17 protein-coding genes are annotated in these 15,141 nt (G+C 56.1%); 13 read left to right on the forward strand and 4 right to left on the reverse strand.

What is annotated here, in order from left to right; genetic code table 11:
- The first annotated feature begins 23 nt into the window (after nt 1-23).
- From CAUR_RS20560 to CAUR_RS20610, 11 genes are all read left to right on the forward strand, one after another.
- Nucleotides 24-527 carry a ferritin gene (locus tag CAUR_RS20560; RefSeq protein WP_012259748.1) on the forward strand — a complete coding sequence of 168 codons (504 nt, stop codon included), beginning with the start codon at nt 24-26 and terminating at the stop codon, nt 525-527.
- A gap of 260 nt (nt 528-787) precedes the next feature.
- Nucleotides 788-1,552: a putative photosynthetic complex assembly protein PuhE gene (gene puhE, locus CAUR_RS20565; protein WP_012259749.1), complete on the forward strand. Its 765-nt coding sequence runs from the start codon at nt 788-790 to the stop codon at nt 1,550-1,552.
- Between the two features lie 145 nt (nt 1,553-1,697).
- Entirely contained in the window at nt 1,698-3,788 is a 2,091-nt protein-coding gene (acs, locus tag CAUR_RS20570) for an acetate--CoA ligase alpha subunit (RefSeq protein WP_012259750.1), read from the forward strand.
- A gap of 8 nt (nt 3,789-3,796) precedes the next feature.
- Nucleotides 3,797-4,870, forward strand: a complete 1,074-nt coding sequence (locus CAUR_RS20575) for a phosphotransacetylase family protein (RefSeq protein ID WP_242605001.1) — start codon at nt 3,797-3,799, stop codon at nt 4,868-4,870.
- Between the two features lie 8 nt (nt 4,871-4,878).
- Nucleotides 4,879-5,229 carry a hypothetical protein gene (locus CAUR_RS20580; RefSeq protein WP_012259752.1) on the forward strand — a complete coding sequence of 117 codons (351 nt, stop codon included), beginning with the start codon at nt 4,879-4,881 and terminating at the stop codon, nt 5,227-5,229.
- Nucleotides 5,216-6,307 carry a quinone-dependent dihydroorotate dehydrogenase gene (locus CAUR_RS20585; protein ID WP_012259753.1) on the forward strand — a complete coding sequence of 364 codons (1,092 nt, stop codon included), beginning with the start codon at nt 5,216-5,218 and terminating at the stop codon, nt 6,305-6,307. The genes CAUR_RS20580 and CAUR_RS20585 overlap by 14 nt, the downstream gene beginning before the upstream one ends.
- On the forward strand, nt 6,304-6,741 hold the full coding sequence (locus CAUR_RS20590) for a hypothetical protein (RefSeq protein ID WP_012259754.1): 438 nt from the start codon (nt 6,304-6,306) through the stop codon (nt 6,739-6,741). Before CAUR_RS20585 ends, CAUR_RS20590 begins: the two co-directional genes overlap by 4 nt.
- Nucleotides 6,742-6,782: 41 nt before the next feature.
- Nucleotides 6,783-7,511 carry an orotidine-5'-phosphate decarboxylase gene (gene pyrF / locus CAUR_RS20595; RefSeq protein ID WP_012259755.1) on the forward strand — a complete coding sequence of 243 codons (729 nt, stop codon included), beginning with the start codon at nt 6,783-6,785 and terminating at the stop codon, nt 7,509-7,511.
- A 9-nt stretch (nt 7,512-7,520) separates the two neighbouring features.
- On the forward strand, nt 7,521-8,180 hold the full coding sequence (locus CAUR_RS20600) for a phosphoribosyltransferase family protein (RefSeq protein WP_012259756.1): 660 nt from the start codon (nt 7,521-7,523) through the stop codon (nt 8,178-8,180).
- A 150-nt stretch (nt 8,181-8,330) separates the two neighbouring features.
- Nucleotides 8,331-9,029 carry a Yip1 family protein gene (locus tag CAUR_RS20605; RefSeq protein ID WP_012259757.1) on the forward strand — a complete coding sequence of 233 codons (699 nt, stop codon included), beginning with the start codon at nt 8,331-8,333 and terminating at the stop codon, nt 9,027-9,029.
- A gap of 1 nt (nt 9,030) precedes the next feature.
- Nucleotides 9,031-9,777, forward strand: a complete 747-nt coding sequence (locus CAUR_RS20610; protein WP_012259758.1) for a Yip1 family protein — start codon at nt 9,031-9,033, stop codon at nt 9,775-9,777.
- Nucleotides 9,778-10,037: 260 nt separating this feature from the next.
- Here the strand turns inward: CAUR_RS20610 and CAUR_RS20615 are convergent, their stop codons facing one another.
- Genes CAUR_RS20615 through CAUR_RS20625 form a run of 3 tightly spaced genes read right to left on the reverse strand, consistent with a single transcriptional unit; the run spans nt 10,038 to nt 11,962 of the window.
- Complete coding sequence (locus CAUR_RS20615; protein ID WP_012259759.1) at nt 10,038-10,964, reverse strand: bactofilin family protein; 927 nt, start codon at nt 10,962-10,964, stop codon at nt 10,038-10,040.
- Nucleotides 10,965-11,408, reverse strand: a complete 444-nt coding sequence (locus CAUR_RS20620) for a hypothetical protein (RefSeq protein ID WP_012259760.1) — start codon at nt 11,406-11,408, stop codon at nt 10,965-10,967.
- The gene (locus CAUR_RS20625) at nt 11,381-11,962 is read right to left on the reverse strand and encodes an RNA polymerase sigma factor (protein WP_012259761.1); all 582 of its coding nucleotides are present in this window, start codon (nt 11,960-11,962) and stop codon (nt 11,381-11,383) included. The genes CAUR_RS20620 and CAUR_RS20625 overlap by 28 nt, the downstream gene beginning before the upstream one ends.
- A 274-nt stretch (nt 11,963-12,236) precedes the next feature.
- Between CAUR_RS20625 and CAUR_RS20630 the strand changes: the two genes are divergently transcribed.
- Entirely contained in the window at nt 12,237-12,491 is a 255-nt protein-coding gene (locus CAUR_RS20630; RefSeq protein WP_012259762.1) for a UPF0158 family protein, read from the forward strand.
- A 72-nt stretch (nt 12,492-12,563) separates the two neighbouring features.
- On the opposite strand, the gene CAUR_RS20635 is transcribed toward CAUR_RS20630, so the two are convergent.
- Complete coding sequence (locus CAUR_RS20635; protein WP_012259763.1) at nt 12,564-13,841, reverse strand: ABC transporter permease; 1,278 nt, start codon at nt 13,839-13,841, stop codon at nt 12,564-12,566.
- Nucleotides 13,842-13,975: 134 nt separating this feature from the next.
- Between CAUR_RS20635 and scpB the strand changes: the two genes are divergently transcribed.
- On the forward strand, nt 13,976-14,605 hold the full coding sequence (gene scpB / locus CAUR_RS20640) for an SMC-Scp complex subunit ScpB (RefSeq protein ID WP_012259764.1): 630 nt from the start codon (nt 13,976-13,978) through the stop codon (nt 14,603-14,605).
- Nucleotides 14,606-15,141: the final 536 nt, after the last annotated feature.

Here is a 15,141-nt window from a genome sequence, read left to right on the forward strand (position 1 = left end):
TTTTATAGCAAAGGAGAAGTCCCATGCTCAGCGAAAAGATCCAACAGGCATTGAATCGCCAGATCACCTATGAATACGCCGCTTCGTACACCTATCTGGCCATGGCTGCCTACTTCGAGTCGCTCTCGTTGACCGGCTTTGCGCACTGGTTCCGTATCCAGAGCGAAGAAGAACGTGAGCACGCGCTCCGCTTCTTCGACTACGTGAATGACCGTGGCGGTCGAGTAACCCTCGGTGCGATTGACGAGCCGCAAAACGAGTATGCGTCACCGCTTGACGCCTTCGAGCATGCGCTGGCGCATGAACAACGGGTTACGGCGGCGATCCATGCCATTTATGCGCTGGCCGCGCAGGAGAACGACTACGCCACGATGAGTATGTTGAAGTGGTTCATCGATGAGCAGGTTGAGGAAGAGAAGAGTGCTGATGAGATCATTCAGCACCTTAAGCTCATCGGGAATGATGGCGTTGGCCTGTTGATGCTTGATCGGAAGCTGGCCGAGCGCGAAGAAGAAGAGGATGAGTAGCGAGTGGTAGGGAGTAAGGGGACGGCATGCCGTGCCTCTACGGTTCCTGTCGTACCAGTAGGGGCGACGCATGCGTCGCCCCTACTGACATCCAGACCGCCTTCATCCTTTCCCTTCACCAGGCTCACGTAAGGGTACAGTCTTCCCGGCCCAGTGCCAGGCACCGTTTTCACTCCGCCTCTCGCCGTCCCCCTTCACTATTTTCTTCATTTCGTGTACAATTATGACATTAGTGCAAAAACGTATAGAAAGTGCAGGCTATGATCTGGTCTGATATCGCCTTCTATTACCTGTTGCCCTTACTCACGGTCGTTGCATTATGGTTGGGTCTCACCTTTGGTTTGATCTGGCTGAACCGACGCGGGCAATGGGTTGCCGGATGGGCGGTATTTCTTAGCCTGCCGGTCTTGATCTTCGCCCACAGTGAATTGCTCGCAACACGCCACGATCTGAGCGCAGGCGGGGCCTACCGGGCTTTTGCTGCCGGTATGTTGATCTGGGCCTGGCACGAGCTTGCGTTCTACAGTGGTATCCTGGCCGGCCCACGCCGCAAGCCCTGTCCACCCGACGCTCGTGGATTTCAACGCTTCTACTACGCCCTTGGCACCCACTTTTACCATCAATTGAGCTGTCTGCTCGAACTGGGCCTGCTGGTTTGGCTGCTCCAGGATGCCAGCCACTGGCTGGGGCCATTGACCTTTGGCCTGAGTTGGGCACTGCAACAGAGCGCAAAACTGAACGTCCTGTATGGGGTACGCTCGCTCCAGGTTGATCTTTTTCCGGCGCATCTTGCCTTCCTGGCCAGCTACTGGCAACCAGGGCCACCAAGTGCCTTTTTCCGCCCCAGCGTCTCGGTAAGCACATTGCTGGCACTGATGCTATGGCTGAGTATCGGTGCTCATATCGGTGATCCGGCAGCCATTCGGCTTGCCCTGTTGGCCAGCCTCCTCACCCTGGGCGCACTTGAGCACTGGCTCCTTTTGATTCCTGCACCGGCGACTGTCCCCGCGCCGGCGACCGATTAATGCCTGTTCTCACCACTCTTGTAACCGGGCTGAGCACCATGCATTACAGGATGCGTACATATGCATCCTGAACCTGCGCTTGTCGCCAGCGGCTGTATCGGTTATGATGAATGCGCAAGGTGTGCGAAAAAGGAGCACCCATATCATGCTAGAAGCTATCTTCTCTCCACAATCGGTAGCCGTGATTGGCGCGTCACCGGACCCGGCGCGTCTCGGCCACCGTGTTCTGAAAAATATTCTCGATCACGGTTATCAAGGCAATATCTATCCCATTCACCCCCGCGCAACCGAAGTGCTTGGGTTGTGCGCCTACCCTTCAGTGCTTGATGTTCCTAATCCGATTGATCTGGCCGTGGTCGTCATTCCACCGCAACACGTGATTGCAGCGGTTGACGAATGCGGTCGAAAGGGGATCAAAGGACTGGTCGTAATTACTGCCGGCTTTAAAGAGGTTGGCGGTGCCGGACGCGAACTGGAACGCGAACTGTTAGCTACCGTGCGCCGGTACGGCATGCGCATGATCGGCCCCAACTCGCTTGGTATCATTGATACCATCAGCAAGCTGAACGCCTCATTCGCGAATGCTATGCCCCTCCCCGGCAACATCGCCTTGATGTCGCAGTCGGGTGCAATTTGTACCGCAATTCTTGATTGGAGTCACCAGCAGGGCATCGGCTTCTCGCGTTTTGTCAGTCTGGGCAACAAGACAGATGTTGATGAAGTAGCGTTGCTAGAAGCCTGGAACCGCGATGAGCATTCCAGAGTGATACTGGCCTATCTCGAAGCTATCGACGATGGCCCCGGTTTTATCCGCGTGGCTCGCGAAGTGACTAAGACGACACCGGTTGTCGCCATCAAAAGTGGCACGACGGCTGCCGGAACCCGCGCCGCTTCGTCGCATACCGGCTCGCTGGCCGGTTCTGAAGCTGCCTATGAAACAGCGTTTGCGCAAAGTGGTATTCTGCGCGCCCGCACCATGAACGAGCTGTTCGATCTGGCGCTGGTCTTTGCCTATCAGCCGATGATCCGCGGGAACCGGGTTGCGATTGTTACCAATGCCGGTGGGCCGGGGATCATCGCTACCGACGCCGTCGAACGTAGTGGCCTGGCAATGGCCGAATTTACGCCTGAAACAATTCGGCATTTGCAGGAAACATTACCACCGAATGCGAATGTCTTTAACCCGATTGATGTGATCGGTGATGCAACCCCGGATCGCTACGCTGTGGCGATTAAAGCCGCCCTGGCCGATCCAAACGTGGACGGCTTGATTATCCTTTTCACGCCCCAGGCTGTCTCTGAACCCCTGACGACCGCCAACCTGATTATCGATCTCGTTAAAGGGTCTGATAAACCGGTAGTAACCAGTTTTATGGGTGGCGCCAGTATCGAAAAAGCGGTGCAGGCGCTTAATGCTGCGCGTATCCCCAACTATCTCTTCCCGGAACGGGCCGTCCAATCACTGGCCGCAATGTACCGGCAATCGCTCTGGCAACGCCGTCCCACTCCAACCTATCGTACCTTTTCGGTTGATCGCGAACGGGTTGCCCGCCTCTTCGCGAGTGTGCGGGAAGCCGGTCGGGTAGAGCTAGGCGAAGTTGAGGCGCGGGAAGTGATCGAGGCGTATGGTATGCGTCTGCCAAAAAGCCGCCTGGCCCAAACTCCCGACGAAGCGGTCGCGATTGCCAATGAGTTCGGGTATCCGGTCGTGATGAAGATATCCAGCCCCGATATTCTGCACAAGAGTGATATTGGCGGCGTTCGAGTTGGTCTGAGTGACGCGAGTGCGGTACGCGATGCATTTGAACTGATCGAATACCGGGCACGCAAGTACCTGCCTTCTGCCCGCATTTGGGGCGTACTGGTACAGGAGATGGTTCGTAAAGGCCGTGAAGTTTTGGTCGGCGTGAGTCGCGATCCGCAGTTCGGGCCACTTATTGCGGTGGGAATGGGAGGCATTTATGTCGAGGTGTTGAAAGATGTTGCCTTCCGCCTCGCACCACTCAGTGTTGAAGAGGTGCAGGAGCAGATACGTTCGATCCGTGCATACCCGCTCTTACGTGGTGTGCGTGGCGAAGCACCGGCTGACATCGCAGCAATTGAAGAGACGGTGCTGCGGGTAAGCCAATTGGTGACCGATTTCCCGGAAATTGTCGAGATGGATATCAATCCACTCGTCGTCCATCATGAAGGTGAGGGCGCAGTCGTCCTCGATGCCCGGATCATCCTCAACTAATGGAGGCAATGATGGCAACACTGTATGTCGCCTCAACCGAAACCTACGTCGGCAAAAGTGCGGTGTGTGTGGGATTGCTGCGGCGGATGCAGCAAGATGGCTTTCGCGTCGGGTATATGAAGCCGGTGAGCGTTTCGGTAACGCACACACCTGATGCGGTTCTCGATGAAGATGCTGCCTTTATCCGCCAAACCATTGGCCTGGATGCGCCGATGGAGCAGGTGGCGCCGGTGTTGATTACACCGGGAGTGATCGAGTCCATTTTACGTGGACAACCACACTCATTTGCCAAAACGCTGCGCGATGCTTACCTGGCCGTGTCGCGTCAGAAAGATATTGTTGTCCTCGAAGGGACAAACACCTGGGCCGAGGGAGCATTGGTCGATCTGACCGCCGATCAGGTTACTGATATGCTCCAGGCTCCTGGTCTGCTCGTCTGTCGTTACACCTCAACCCTGTCGGTTGATACCATTCTGAGCGTGCAGCGTTATGTTGGGGATCGCCTGCTTGGGGTGTTGATCAATCAGGTCGAAGAACCGCACCGCGAGTTTGTGCGTAATCGGGTCACCCCATTCCTGGAGGGGCGTGGGATTCCGGTGCTGGGTATTCTGCCACGTGACCGCTTGCTCTCCGGGGTAACGGTGAACGAGCTGGCTCAACATCTTGGCGGTCAGCTCATTGGGCGCCCAGAATGGGGTGAAAAGATGCTCGATTCGTTGATGATCGGGGCAATGGGCGCTGAGGCAAGCCTCTCATTCTTCCGTCGCCGGGCCAATAAGGCGGTGATTACCGGCGGCGACCGTAGCGATCTACAGTTGATCGCGTTGCAAACCAGTACCAATGCCCTGGTATTGACCGGTAATATCCGGCCAACGATGCAGGTGATGGATCGGGCTGCCGAATTGGAAGTGCCGATTATCCTGGTTGCCGATGACACGCTGAGCACCGTTGATCGCGCTGAACGGTTGTTTGGCAGAGTTCGGTTCCACCAGGAAGCGAAACTGCGCCGCTTTACCGAATTGCTTGATACGCATTTCGATTTTGATCGACTGTATCGCCTGTTGGGGTTGCAAATCCATTAGGAAGTGTTATGACGACCGATCCGTTGCCCGAAAATGCCGAGGTGATCGGCCCATTGATCTTCGTGCCCAATCCTGACTATCCCTATCCGTTTCCGGTTGCCCGTCCTCCGCGTTTCTGGATGGAAGAGATCACCGGACGGTTGGCGGAGGCGATTGAGCAGTATATGCAGGGAGAACCCCTGAGTAGTGATCAGTTAGAGCTGATTAAGCTGTATCTAAAACAATATCTGGAACGTGCAGTGATTGATGACAGTGCAGACCGTAAACGATTACTGAGTCGCATTGACCGTCTGCGTACCACTCGTGATATTGAGCGATTTGCCGATGAACTGTCTGAGGTGGGAGTTGAACCGTTCTGAGGCACTGTTCTACCGCTACGGTATACGCCCGATCTTGTTTCGGCTCGGTCGGGGCGACGCCGAGACGGCCCATGAACGTACCTTGCATATACTGGCGTTGATCAGTCGCTCACGCCTGTTGTGCAAGACCATCGGGTATCTGACCACAATTCGCGATCAACGGCTCCAGCGCACGGTTTGCGGGATACCTTTTCCCAATCCGGTTGGGCTAGCCGCCGGCATGGATAAGGATGGTGTGGCAATACCGGCCTGGGCAGCACTGGGCTTTGGCTTCGTCGAGGTTGGCACCGTCACCCATCACCCACAGCCGGGCAACCCCCGGCCTCGCCTGTTTCGGCTACCAGAGCAGGAAGCGCTGATCAATCGGATGGGGTTCAACAATCAAGGCGCTGCCAGCCTCGCCAGACGATTGGCCCGCTTGCAGCCGGCACCCATCCCGGTTGGCGTATCAATTGGCAAGTCGAAGATTACCCCTCTCGAACAGGCAATTGATGATTACCGGGCGTCGTTTCGTCAGCTCTTTCCGTATGCGGCATACATCGCCATCAATGTCAGCTCTCCCAATACTCCTGGCTTGCGCCAGTTACAAGATGCCGACCAGTTGCGTGCGCTGCTGGCAGCTCTGCAACACGACAATGCGGAATTGGGCCGCACCGACCAGCGCGGCCCCCGGCCACTTCTCGTCAAGATTGCGCCTGATTTGAGCGATACAGCCATAGAAGAGGTGTTGACCGTCTGCGCCGACCACGGTGTTGCCGGTATCATTGCCACCAATACGACGATCAGTCGTGAAGGACTGACCGGGGTTGATCCGCGGCTGGCAGCCGAAGCCGGCGGCCTGAGCGGGAGACCACTGATTGCACGTGCCCTTCACGTGGTACGCCTGATTGCCCGTTTGACAGGCAATCGCCTTCCGATTATTGGGGTCGGAGGCATTCATACACCTGATGATGGGTTACGTATGTTGGAAGCCGGTGCCAGCCTGATCCAGATCTACACCGGACTGGTCTACTACGGGCCACTGTTGCCCAGACGGATCAACCGCGCTATCCTTACGCACAGCAAGGTACAGCAATGAATGGCTTCCTCGGCACAAAAGCTACGTTCGCGCGGGACATCTCGCTGATCGGGAGTATTCTGGTCGCGATTGCTTTCATCGTTGGTGCCTATCTCGCCGTGAAAGGGTACTACACCGCACACCGCTGGGTACAAACGGGAGCTGCCGGTGTCAATCTCGCGCTCGTGTTTGGCGTGATGATCCCCTCGTTGCTGAATGTGTCGCCCGATGAAAACCTCACCCTGCCGACAGCAGCCTTTGTGGCAATGCCGGCCCATGAGGTGATCGGTACGGTTGCGATGGTCTTTGGGGTATACGTCGTCCTGGTTGGGAATAAATGGCTCCCGCAGCGCTGGCGCTTTACCAACTATAAGCTGTTCATGCGCATTGCTTTTGGCCTGTATCTGGCCGCAACCATTATTGGGGTTGCGGTGTATGTTTTGATCCACACCTGATAACGTTGTTCGACCTGAGATAGACTGGAGCGGTTCATCGTATGAGTCTCGCGCCACGCGAACGGATACTGGTTGCGCTCGATACACCCGATCTGGATGCAGCAGTTGCTTTAGCAACCCGGTTGCGCGGGCAGGTTGGCGGCTATAAAGTCGGCCTGGAAATCTGCTCTGCGGTCGGCGTACCCCAGATTGTATCCGCCATGACTGCGGTTGGCGGAAGTGTCTTTCTCGATCTCAAACTGCACGACATTCCGAACACGGTCGCCGGTGCAGTCCGCGCCGTCTGCAACCTCGGCCCGGCAGTCCAGATGTTGACACTCCACTGTAGTGGAGGTAGCGCAATGCTCCGCGCCGCAGTCAATGCAGCCCAAAGCATGCCCTACCGTCCACTGCTGTTGGGCGTTACCGTGCTCACCAGTCTCGATGCCACAGCACTCGCCGGCGAACTGCGTGTCACGTCGGACATCACCGACTACGTAGTTCATCTGGCTCGCATGGCGCAGGATTGTGGTCTCGACGGCGTGGTAGCTTCGCCGCACGAAGTGAGTGCCATTCGTACTGCCTGCCCTCACGTGCGGATAGTCACCCCCGGTATTCGCCCACAGTGGGCCGCAGAAGGTGACCAGCGTCGCGTCATGACACCGGCAGCCGCCCTACGCGCTGGTGCCGACTATCTGGTCATCGGACGACCAATTACTGCGCCACCGGCAATCATCGGCGATCCGGTCACCGCAGTCGCACGGATTCTTGCAGAATTGGAACAGGAATGATAGAAGCTTATGACCGAGGCGAATCTCTTAACCATCCTTCAGGAATTAGGAGCAATTGTCACCAACGACCATATCGTGTACACCTCTGGGCGCCACGGCAGTAGTTATGTCAACAAAGACGCACTCTACCCACACACGGCTGCGGCCAGCATGGTGGGGGCTGCTCTGGCTGGACACTTTGCCACCGCCGGGGTCGAGACCGTTGCCGGGCCAACCATTGGTGGAGTCATTATGGCACAATGGACGGCTCATCACCTGTCGCAGATCTGCGGACGTGAAGTGCTGGCCGTGTATGCCGAAGAAGAGCAGCATGACACCGGCAAGCGACGGGTCTTCCGGCGCGGCTACGATGCCCATATTGCCGGAAAGCGCGTTCTGGTGGTCGAGGATGTGATAACGACTGGTGGTTCAGTCCGCCTGGTGGTGGAAGCGGTAACCGCTGCCGGCGGAGTTGTCGTCGGCGTTGGTGCATTGTGCAATCGCGGCGGCATCAGCGCTGCCGATCTCGGTATTCCGCAACTAGTTGCGCTGACCGAATTGCCGCTGGAAAGCTATCCGGCGGAAACCTGCCCTCTCTGTGCTGCCGGTGTGCCTGTCAACACCCGGCTGGGCAAAGGCGCAGCGTATGTTCGTAACCTGACAACAAACCCATCATCACCAACGTCATAACAGCACTGGTGTGAACAACGGCAGGCGTTACGAACAGCCCACGTTGTGGGGAATAACAGATAGCGGTAAACCAGGCTGACACACAAACACGCGCAACGTATACAATAGTAGAAGCCCGTATACGCACACGCACAAGCAACAGGACGAACTATGGAGTCACTTGCTCACTTTGTTCGACTCAGTACAGCCGGCCTTCTGCTCGATGTCAATACCTTTCGCGCCCAACGCGACAATCCGTATGCATTGCGCGAAGGCTTTCTCGTCGTGATCGTCGTGGGGGTGATTGTTGGGATCGCCAGTCTGATCGGTAGTATCCTCAGCAGAATGGCCGCACCTGATCCGACAGCGGTGATCGAAGTCTTGCAACGTTACTCTGAACGCATCCCACTCTTCAGCGGTTTGCAAGAGGTCAATCCTGACTTCTCCTTTGATCCGATCTTCGATCTGTTGACAGGTGTGTTTAGTACTCTGCAATGGAGTAGTCTCATCGGTGCCATAGCCACCCCAGTTGTGTATGTTCTGGGCTGGCTGATTTATGGCACTGTAGCGCATCTGGCGGCCCGTTCGTTGGGTGGCGATGGTACGTTTGCCCAAACACTCGGCTGTACTGCCCTGGCCAGCGGTGCAAACCTGCTGGCTGCGGTACAGATTATCCCCTTCGCTACCGTGGCCGGCACAACCCTGCTTGGTCTGATTGGCTGCTACCTTGGTCTACGTGCTGCCCATAACCTGCCGGCATGGCGAGCTTTCTGGGCAACGCTGATTGGACCGATATTGCTGATCCTTATCCTGCTCGTGGTCAGTTGTGGGGCGCTCGCGATATTGATTGCCAGTGCTCAAGGGAGTTGATATGTCTGTGATCGACACCTTCAATGGCGCATTGATATTGAACCAGCGCGTCTTTGGTGAGATGCGCGATGCCCCTGATGGCGTGCGTCGTGGTTTTCTGATCATCTTGCTGGTTGGAATACTGGTCGGAGCGATTCAGAGTGCCAGCGCATTGATTAGTTCCGGCAATCCTGATCAGACAGTTGAGGCCTTTATTGTCAGTTATCGCGAAGCCATCGAACAGCAGCGGCAAACGGCCACCACCCCAGAACAACGCGAAGTGTTGCAGTTGTTTGAAGAGAGCGCAGATGAAATGGCCGCGATGGTACGCGAACTGGTCACTCTGCCCACGATCCTACCGCGACCGATAAGCCTCTTTTTGCAGGCACTCGGTCAGACAGTATCAAGACCGCTCGAATATCTGAGCGATATGTTGCTGGCTGTGATTCTGACACACATCGCTGCCCGTCAATTGGGCGGGCAGGGCGGTATTCGAGCAATGGTTGCTGTAGGCTCGCTCTCGGTAGCGCCTCACGCGCTCGATGCCCTGACGTTCATCCCGGTACTAAACCTCCCAATCAGTATCATCGCCTGGGGATGGGGGCTAATTGTCCTGATTACCGGAACGGCTGTCGTGCATCGGCTTGATACCGGCAAAGCGACCCTGGCCGTGCTGCTTTATCCCAGTCTGCTGATTATACTGGGTATCTTGCTGAGTTGCATCCTGCTCATTGGTCTTATCTCACTATCAGCAGGACTGGGGGCATAATCCGGTCTAAACACTGTCAATGGTGTGGCGCAGAGCTACTACGCCACACCACTGTGACATCATCAACCCATCGGCGGTGAGGAGGATAAGGCGAGGGAGAGGGTGAGATGTGCTTCAACAGCCAGCTCCCAACCCTTGACCTGAAGAGCAGGCACTTACCGCACGTCGAATCTAATTACCCTCACGAGTCGTAGCAGATCGCTACCTGCCCCTATCGCTATCAAACCGTTGGGTTATGTTCGTAGTCGGCACCTGCCTGTTTACCATGCATCACGCCAGATCGGCAATGCGCCACCGCGACTGATCAGGGCTGCACCAAGACCCCAACTGGCAATCGCATAACCTGCCAGCATTCCTGCCAGCGGGCTAACAAGGCTTATGATCACCAATGGCACGATTATGATCAATGCGCCTGATACCGTCGCTAACGGCGGACGCAAGGCCACTGCAGGTGGCCAGGTTGCAGCAATTGCCCGCGCAATACCGGTAAAGCCGACAACATAGGGCAGGTGCAAAAGCACGACCAGCGGAACAACGAGCAGCAGTCCCACCAGACTCAGGGTCAGCAGGCCAAGCAGGAATGGCATTGCCAGCAGGATCAGAACAGTGGAGAGTAATCCAACCAGCGCACTCCGCAGGGGCGCTGCGCGGAGGGCGCGACCGATCCCGGCGGTACGGCGGGGCCAGATCAACGTCACCGCAGTACTCAGCAACAAGACAACAAAACCGGTAATAAGCGCATTGCTGCCCGGCGGTAGCCAGCGCCGCCCCGATGCCTGTCCACTGAGCACATTGACCAGCGACGCGACCAGTGCGGCCCCAGCCAGAGGTTCAATACCGATCACTGCACCTTGCAAGGTAACCGGGTTAGCAATCGTAATACCACCTGCAATTGCCAGGACATTCCCTTCTACGACTGCGCCCGCGTCAAGCTCAATTGCGCCGGTATAACTCACCACATCACCGCGCACAATCCCGTACACGGTAATCGAGCCGGCCCAACTTGTCACATCACCATCAACCTCGCCCAGCACAATCACCGGTTGATCGAAGGTTGACAGGTCACCGCTGTAACGTTCGCCGGCAGCAACGACCACCGGTGCAGGTGAGGAGTGCGTGCCTGTAAATAGCGGCACCCATGGCACGAGAAACAACAGCAATCCGAGCAATAGCCAGCGTTGCCACATCTAGTGAACCTCTGCAAGTGGAGTATCAATAATCAGCCGCCACCAAAGCCATCCCACCCCAAGTAAAATGAGCAGGCCAGGTAATAACCACCAGGCTGCCGACAGCCAGAGATTCCACAGCGGTTTAGCGATCAAAATCATTGCCAACACAAATCTTCCCAATCCCGTCTCTGGATCACCCAACAGCATTGCCGGGCCACTGCTGTCAACCAGTAAACCCCAACCACCGATAAGCATAAAAAGGACTGGCAGAACCAAGACCCATCGATACCAGGATCGCCGAACCGGTGGTGGAGTTGACAATTGCCGAACGATCCGCGCCGACAAATCAGCCGGCGGGGCTGCCATCTGCGGCTCTCCCCAGCGCGCTAACAACATGCGTAGTTCGGCTTCGGCTGCTGCCAGATCAGTGTCGCTCAACTCATCATCCCCTCTATATTCCATACCTCCTCCTCGGCAGCGAGTGCCTCTTGCAACATCTTGCGCGCCCGGTGCAGCCGGGTCTTCACAGTAGCTTCGGTCAAGCCTAACACCTGACCGATCTCTTCATACGACAGATCATACCAGTAGCGCAACACGGTGACTCCACGGTAGGTAACGGGGAGGCGCTGTAGCGCCCGCTGCACTACCTCCTGTTGCGCACGTTGCAATGCACTTCGCTCCGGCCCCGGCTGCGTGCTCGGCAGCCAAAATGCCACATCTTCAAGGGTTAACCAGTTGAAGCGCCGGCGACGCAGGCGATCAATACAATAGTTCGAGCCAATCGTCAGCAGCCACGTTACCAAACGGCGCGACGGATCATAGCTCTGAAGATTACGAAATGCCCGAAGAAATACTTCTTGAACAGCATCTTCCGCCTCGAATGCGTCACCCAGCATACGATATGCCTGATTATACAGAACACCGGTATAACGCTGGACAATGGTCGCACAGGCCGATTGATCGCCTGCACAGGCACGAGCAACAAGCTCTGTTTCATCAGGCTGTAATTCGCTCACAGGTATTCCTCACATGATGTTATACGCTATATTCAATTAAACGTTGCAACGCACGAAAACTTCCTGCAATCTAACCATCCAACGTCACCTGCGATCACAAAGGCATCCCGTCGTCATACTATTACATTGCCGATCAACATGCAATCCCTCAAATGCTAGCGTACTCTACCAATGAGTCGTAGGCTATCAACTTGCAAGAGCGGGCAGGTTCGTGTACCATCTTGCGTGATGCGACGGTCGTTCGCATTCCGTCGTCAGTCAACTGGAGGAAGCCGTGGCCGCTAACATCAATCGTGATCAAATTCGCGCCGCCCTTGGCGAAACCGATCCTGCCTTTAGCTTCTACCTCGATCTGGTCTCTGGAGAGGTGTTGCGCGTGCCAGACACCGATCCAAGTGCTGAAGCTGAAGCACTCCGCAACCAGGTGATGGAAGGGTATGGTGATCGGTATCGCTACATTCCCGGTGGCAAGACAAACCCTACCGACAGCGATGTCCAGGCGTGGCTTGAAGCCGAAGGGATAGCATAATTTCGCTTCCGGCAAGCCACACAAGGCAGGAAGCAGCAGATTCTTCCTGCCTTGCTAAACTTGTCTTGAGGCTTACTGCTTTTCGTAGGGCTTACCCACTGCTGCCGGCCCCACGGCACGCCCGATCAAACCGGCCAGCACAATCATGGTGACCACATAGGGGATGACTTGCAGGAATTGCACCGGTACCGGCCCACCCAATACCTGCACTTGCAGGATTTGGAAGCGTGTACCTAATGCCTCGGCAAATCCAAACAGCATCGCACCACCAAAGGCACCGAACGGCATCCACTTCCCGAAAATCATGGCTGCCAGCGCAATAAAGCCTTTGCCGGCGGTCATGCCATCATCGAAATTGCCCACCGTCTCGATGGAAAACCACGCCCCACCCAGACCGGCAATACATCCGCTGATGAAAAGATTAATGTAGCGCATGCGGTTGACAGCGATACCCACGGTGTCGGCAGCCTTTGGATTCTCACCGACGGCACGGGTGCGCAACCCCCAGCGGGTCATGAACAGCACGATATGCGTGGTGATCACCAGCAACAGCATCGCAAAAAAGATTGGCTTCCCGCCGAAAATGATCGTCCCCAGTACCGGGATCGAGTCGAGCGAGCGGGCCAGATCGGGGAAACCGGCATCGGCGATCATGGTTGAGAGAGAGGGAAGCGTTACGCGACCACCGCCCTCGGTCACGATATACTGCCGGCGCAGGTAGCCGGTAATGCCGATTGCCAGAATATTGACGACTGTACCGCTAATGATCTGATCGGTGCGAAATGAGATTGAGAGCAGACCATGCAGTAAAGCCATCACGCCACCGATAACAACAGCCCCCAGTACACCGACCCAGATTTGGCCGGTGAAGACAAAGATGGCGAAACCAAACGCTGCTCCCATCAGCATCATGCCTTCAATGGCGATGTTGATCACGCCGGAACGCTCAGCCCAAATCCCGGCTAACGCCCCCAATGCCAGCGGCGTCCCCAGGCGTAGTGACTCGCTCAGCATGACCGTAGCATTGGTCTGCTTCCCGGCGGCTGCCCAGACCAAGATCGCTGGAAACAGCAACACTGCACTTGTCCACAGCAGACCATCTGCCCAACGATGGGCACGATTACTCAGCCCCAAACCGCCGGCAATGAGCATGATGATTCCGGTGATAGTCAGGCTCCAGGCGGTAGGAAAGGCAATGATCGGCTGTGGTACAGCGAGTGCAATCCGCGAGACCTGGCTGTCACCGGACAATGCCAGCGGAACATAGTTAATCAGCATGAACAGACCAAGAATGGCAAAGAAACCGGCGATAACTTGCCGGCGCGTTATGCCCTGGCGGCGCTTTCCCATTGACAACGTCCTTTCCTTCTCACAATCGCACTCGATATGATACCATGAGTGACAATTGTCAGGTAAACATACAGTGTTGGTTTCGATTTGCAAATACAAACCACAAACATTCTTCACAGGTACACATTATCGCTATGGATAACCAGACCCCACCGCAAGACAATCACGACACAGCTCCTTTGGCGACCGATCACGATCTGCCAGCACAGTCAACGCTCTTGCCAGACAGCCCTCAACCCAGTCTTACCCAACTGATTGAAGCGTTACTCTTCGTCGCTGCCGAACCAATGACTCTCGACCAACTGACGCGCATTCTTGACGTAGAAGCGGCTGAGGTCGTGAACGCTATTGATGAGCTTAGTACAATTTATGCTCAGCGCGGGATACGACTCCAACGACACAACGATCACGTGATGTTTGTCAGTGCACCCGAAGCTGCGCCGACTATCAGGCGTTTTCTCGGTGCACAGCAAAACCAGCGCCTCTCGCATGCTGCCCTCGAAACCCTGGCTATCATCGCGTACCGGCAGCCGATTACTCGTGCCCAGATCGATGCAATACGTGGCGTTGACAGCAGTGCTGCCCTCCGCGCTCTGCTCAGTCGCGACCTCATTTGTGAGGCGGGAAGGCTTGAAGTCCTTGGCCGCCCGATTCTGTACGCGACAACCCCAACCTTCTTGCAACAGTTTGGTCTTACCAGCTTAGACGAGTTACCACCGATTGAGATACCAGAAGCAGAGAAAGGAGATGACGAGAAAGAGTAGCCAACCCGGTGCCAGGACAAACTGCGTGTTGTGGCAGCACAGGCGATGCAGCCCACTTACCCGATAGCTCGACAACAGGAGATCGCACCGGAGCCACCTGATCGGTTCAGCAGAGAGCGGAATAGGGAGGAGCGATGGTGACAGCCATACCACCGGTGAACCCTGGGCCGACGTATCCCAGCGGCTGAGGCGACAAACGCCGCGGTGCGAAAGTCATGTTTCCGCACGCTATACTGGCGGCACATTATCCCTGAGCGCGGAAAGCGGAAGTGCCCACTGGAATGGAAGCGGTCTGAATGGGCATGTTCCCTGTCGGGTATGTGTAAACAACACCATGCCCGCCGGCTACTCGCGTGTATGCTCGATGTCCCTGGATGGGGATTACACACAACACCTTCTCCATTACCCGGTCTTGCTTCAGCGGTCTGATCGTCTATCCACCTCCTTCTCCCCGACTTTCCACGCATTATCCACATCCACCCTGCTCTATCAGGACGGCTGTACTCATCGCTATTAAGTGCATTGGAATGAGGAAA

Source organism: Chloroflexus aurantiacus J-10-fl, assembly GCF_000018865.1.
GTDB classification, from domain to species: Bacteria; Chloroflexota; Chloroflexia; order Chloroflexales; family Chloroflexaceae; genus Chloroflexus; species Chloroflexus aurantiacus.

What these genes read in the sequence shown, in the direction of transcription:
- CAUR_RS20635 (WP_012259763.1), bottom strand. Translation starts at nt 13,841, where the DNA reads ATGGGAAAGCGCCGCCAGGGCATAACGCGCCGGCAAGTTATCGCCGGT.
- CAUR_RS20610 (WP_012259758.1), top strand. Translation starts at nt 9,031, where the DNA reads ATGTCTGTGATCGACACCTTCAATGGCGCATTGATATTGAACCAGCGC.
- acs (WP_012259750.1), top strand. Translation starts at nt 1,698, where the DNA reads ATGCTAGAAGCTATCTTCTCTCCACAATCGGTAGCCGTGATTGGCGCG.
- CAUR_RS20600 (WP_012259756.1), top strand. Translation starts at nt 7,521, where the DNA reads ATGACCGAGGCGAATCTCTTAACCATCCTTCAGGAATTAGGAGCAATT.
- pyrF (WP_012259755.1), top strand. Translation starts at nt 6,783, where the DNA reads ATGAGTCTCGCGCCACGCGAACGGATACTGGTTGCGCTCGATACACCC.
- CAUR_RS20560 (WP_012259748.1), top strand. Translation starts at nt 24, where the DNA reads ATGCTCAGCGAAAAGATCCAACAGGCATTGAATCGCCAGATCACCTAT.
- puhE (WP_012259749.1), top strand. Translation starts at nt 788, where the DNA reads ATGATCTGGTCTGATATCGCCTTCTATTACCTGTTGCCCTTACTCACG.
- CAUR_RS20575 (WP_242605001.1), top strand. Translation starts at nt 3,797, where the DNA reads ATGATGGCAACACTGTATGTCGCCTCAACCGAAACCTACGTCGGCAAA.
- CAUR_RS20580 (WP_012259752.1), top strand. Translation starts at nt 4,879, where the DNA reads ATGACGACCGATCCGTTGCCCGAAAATGCCGAGGTGATCGGCCCATTG.
- CAUR_RS20615 (WP_012259759.1), bottom strand. Translation starts at nt 10,964, where the DNA reads ATGTGGCAACGCTGGCTATTGCTCGGATTGCTGTTGTTTCTCGTGCCA.
- CAUR_RS20605 (WP_012259757.1), top strand. Translation starts at nt 8,331, where the DNA reads ATGGAGTCACTTGCTCACTTTGTTCGACTCAGTACAGCCGGCCTTCTG.
- CAUR_RS20620 (WP_012259760.1), bottom strand. Translation starts at nt 11,408, where the DNA reads ATGGAATATAGAGGGGATGATGAGTTGAGCGACACTGATCTGGCAGCA.
- scpB (WP_012259764.1), top strand. Translation starts at nt 13,976, where the DNA reads ATGGATAACCAGACCCCACCGCAAGACAATCACGACACAGCTCCTTTG.
- CAUR_RS20590 (WP_012259754.1), top strand. Translation starts at nt 6,304, where the DNA reads ATGAATGGCTTCCTCGGCACAAAAGCTACGTTCGCGCGGGACATCTCG.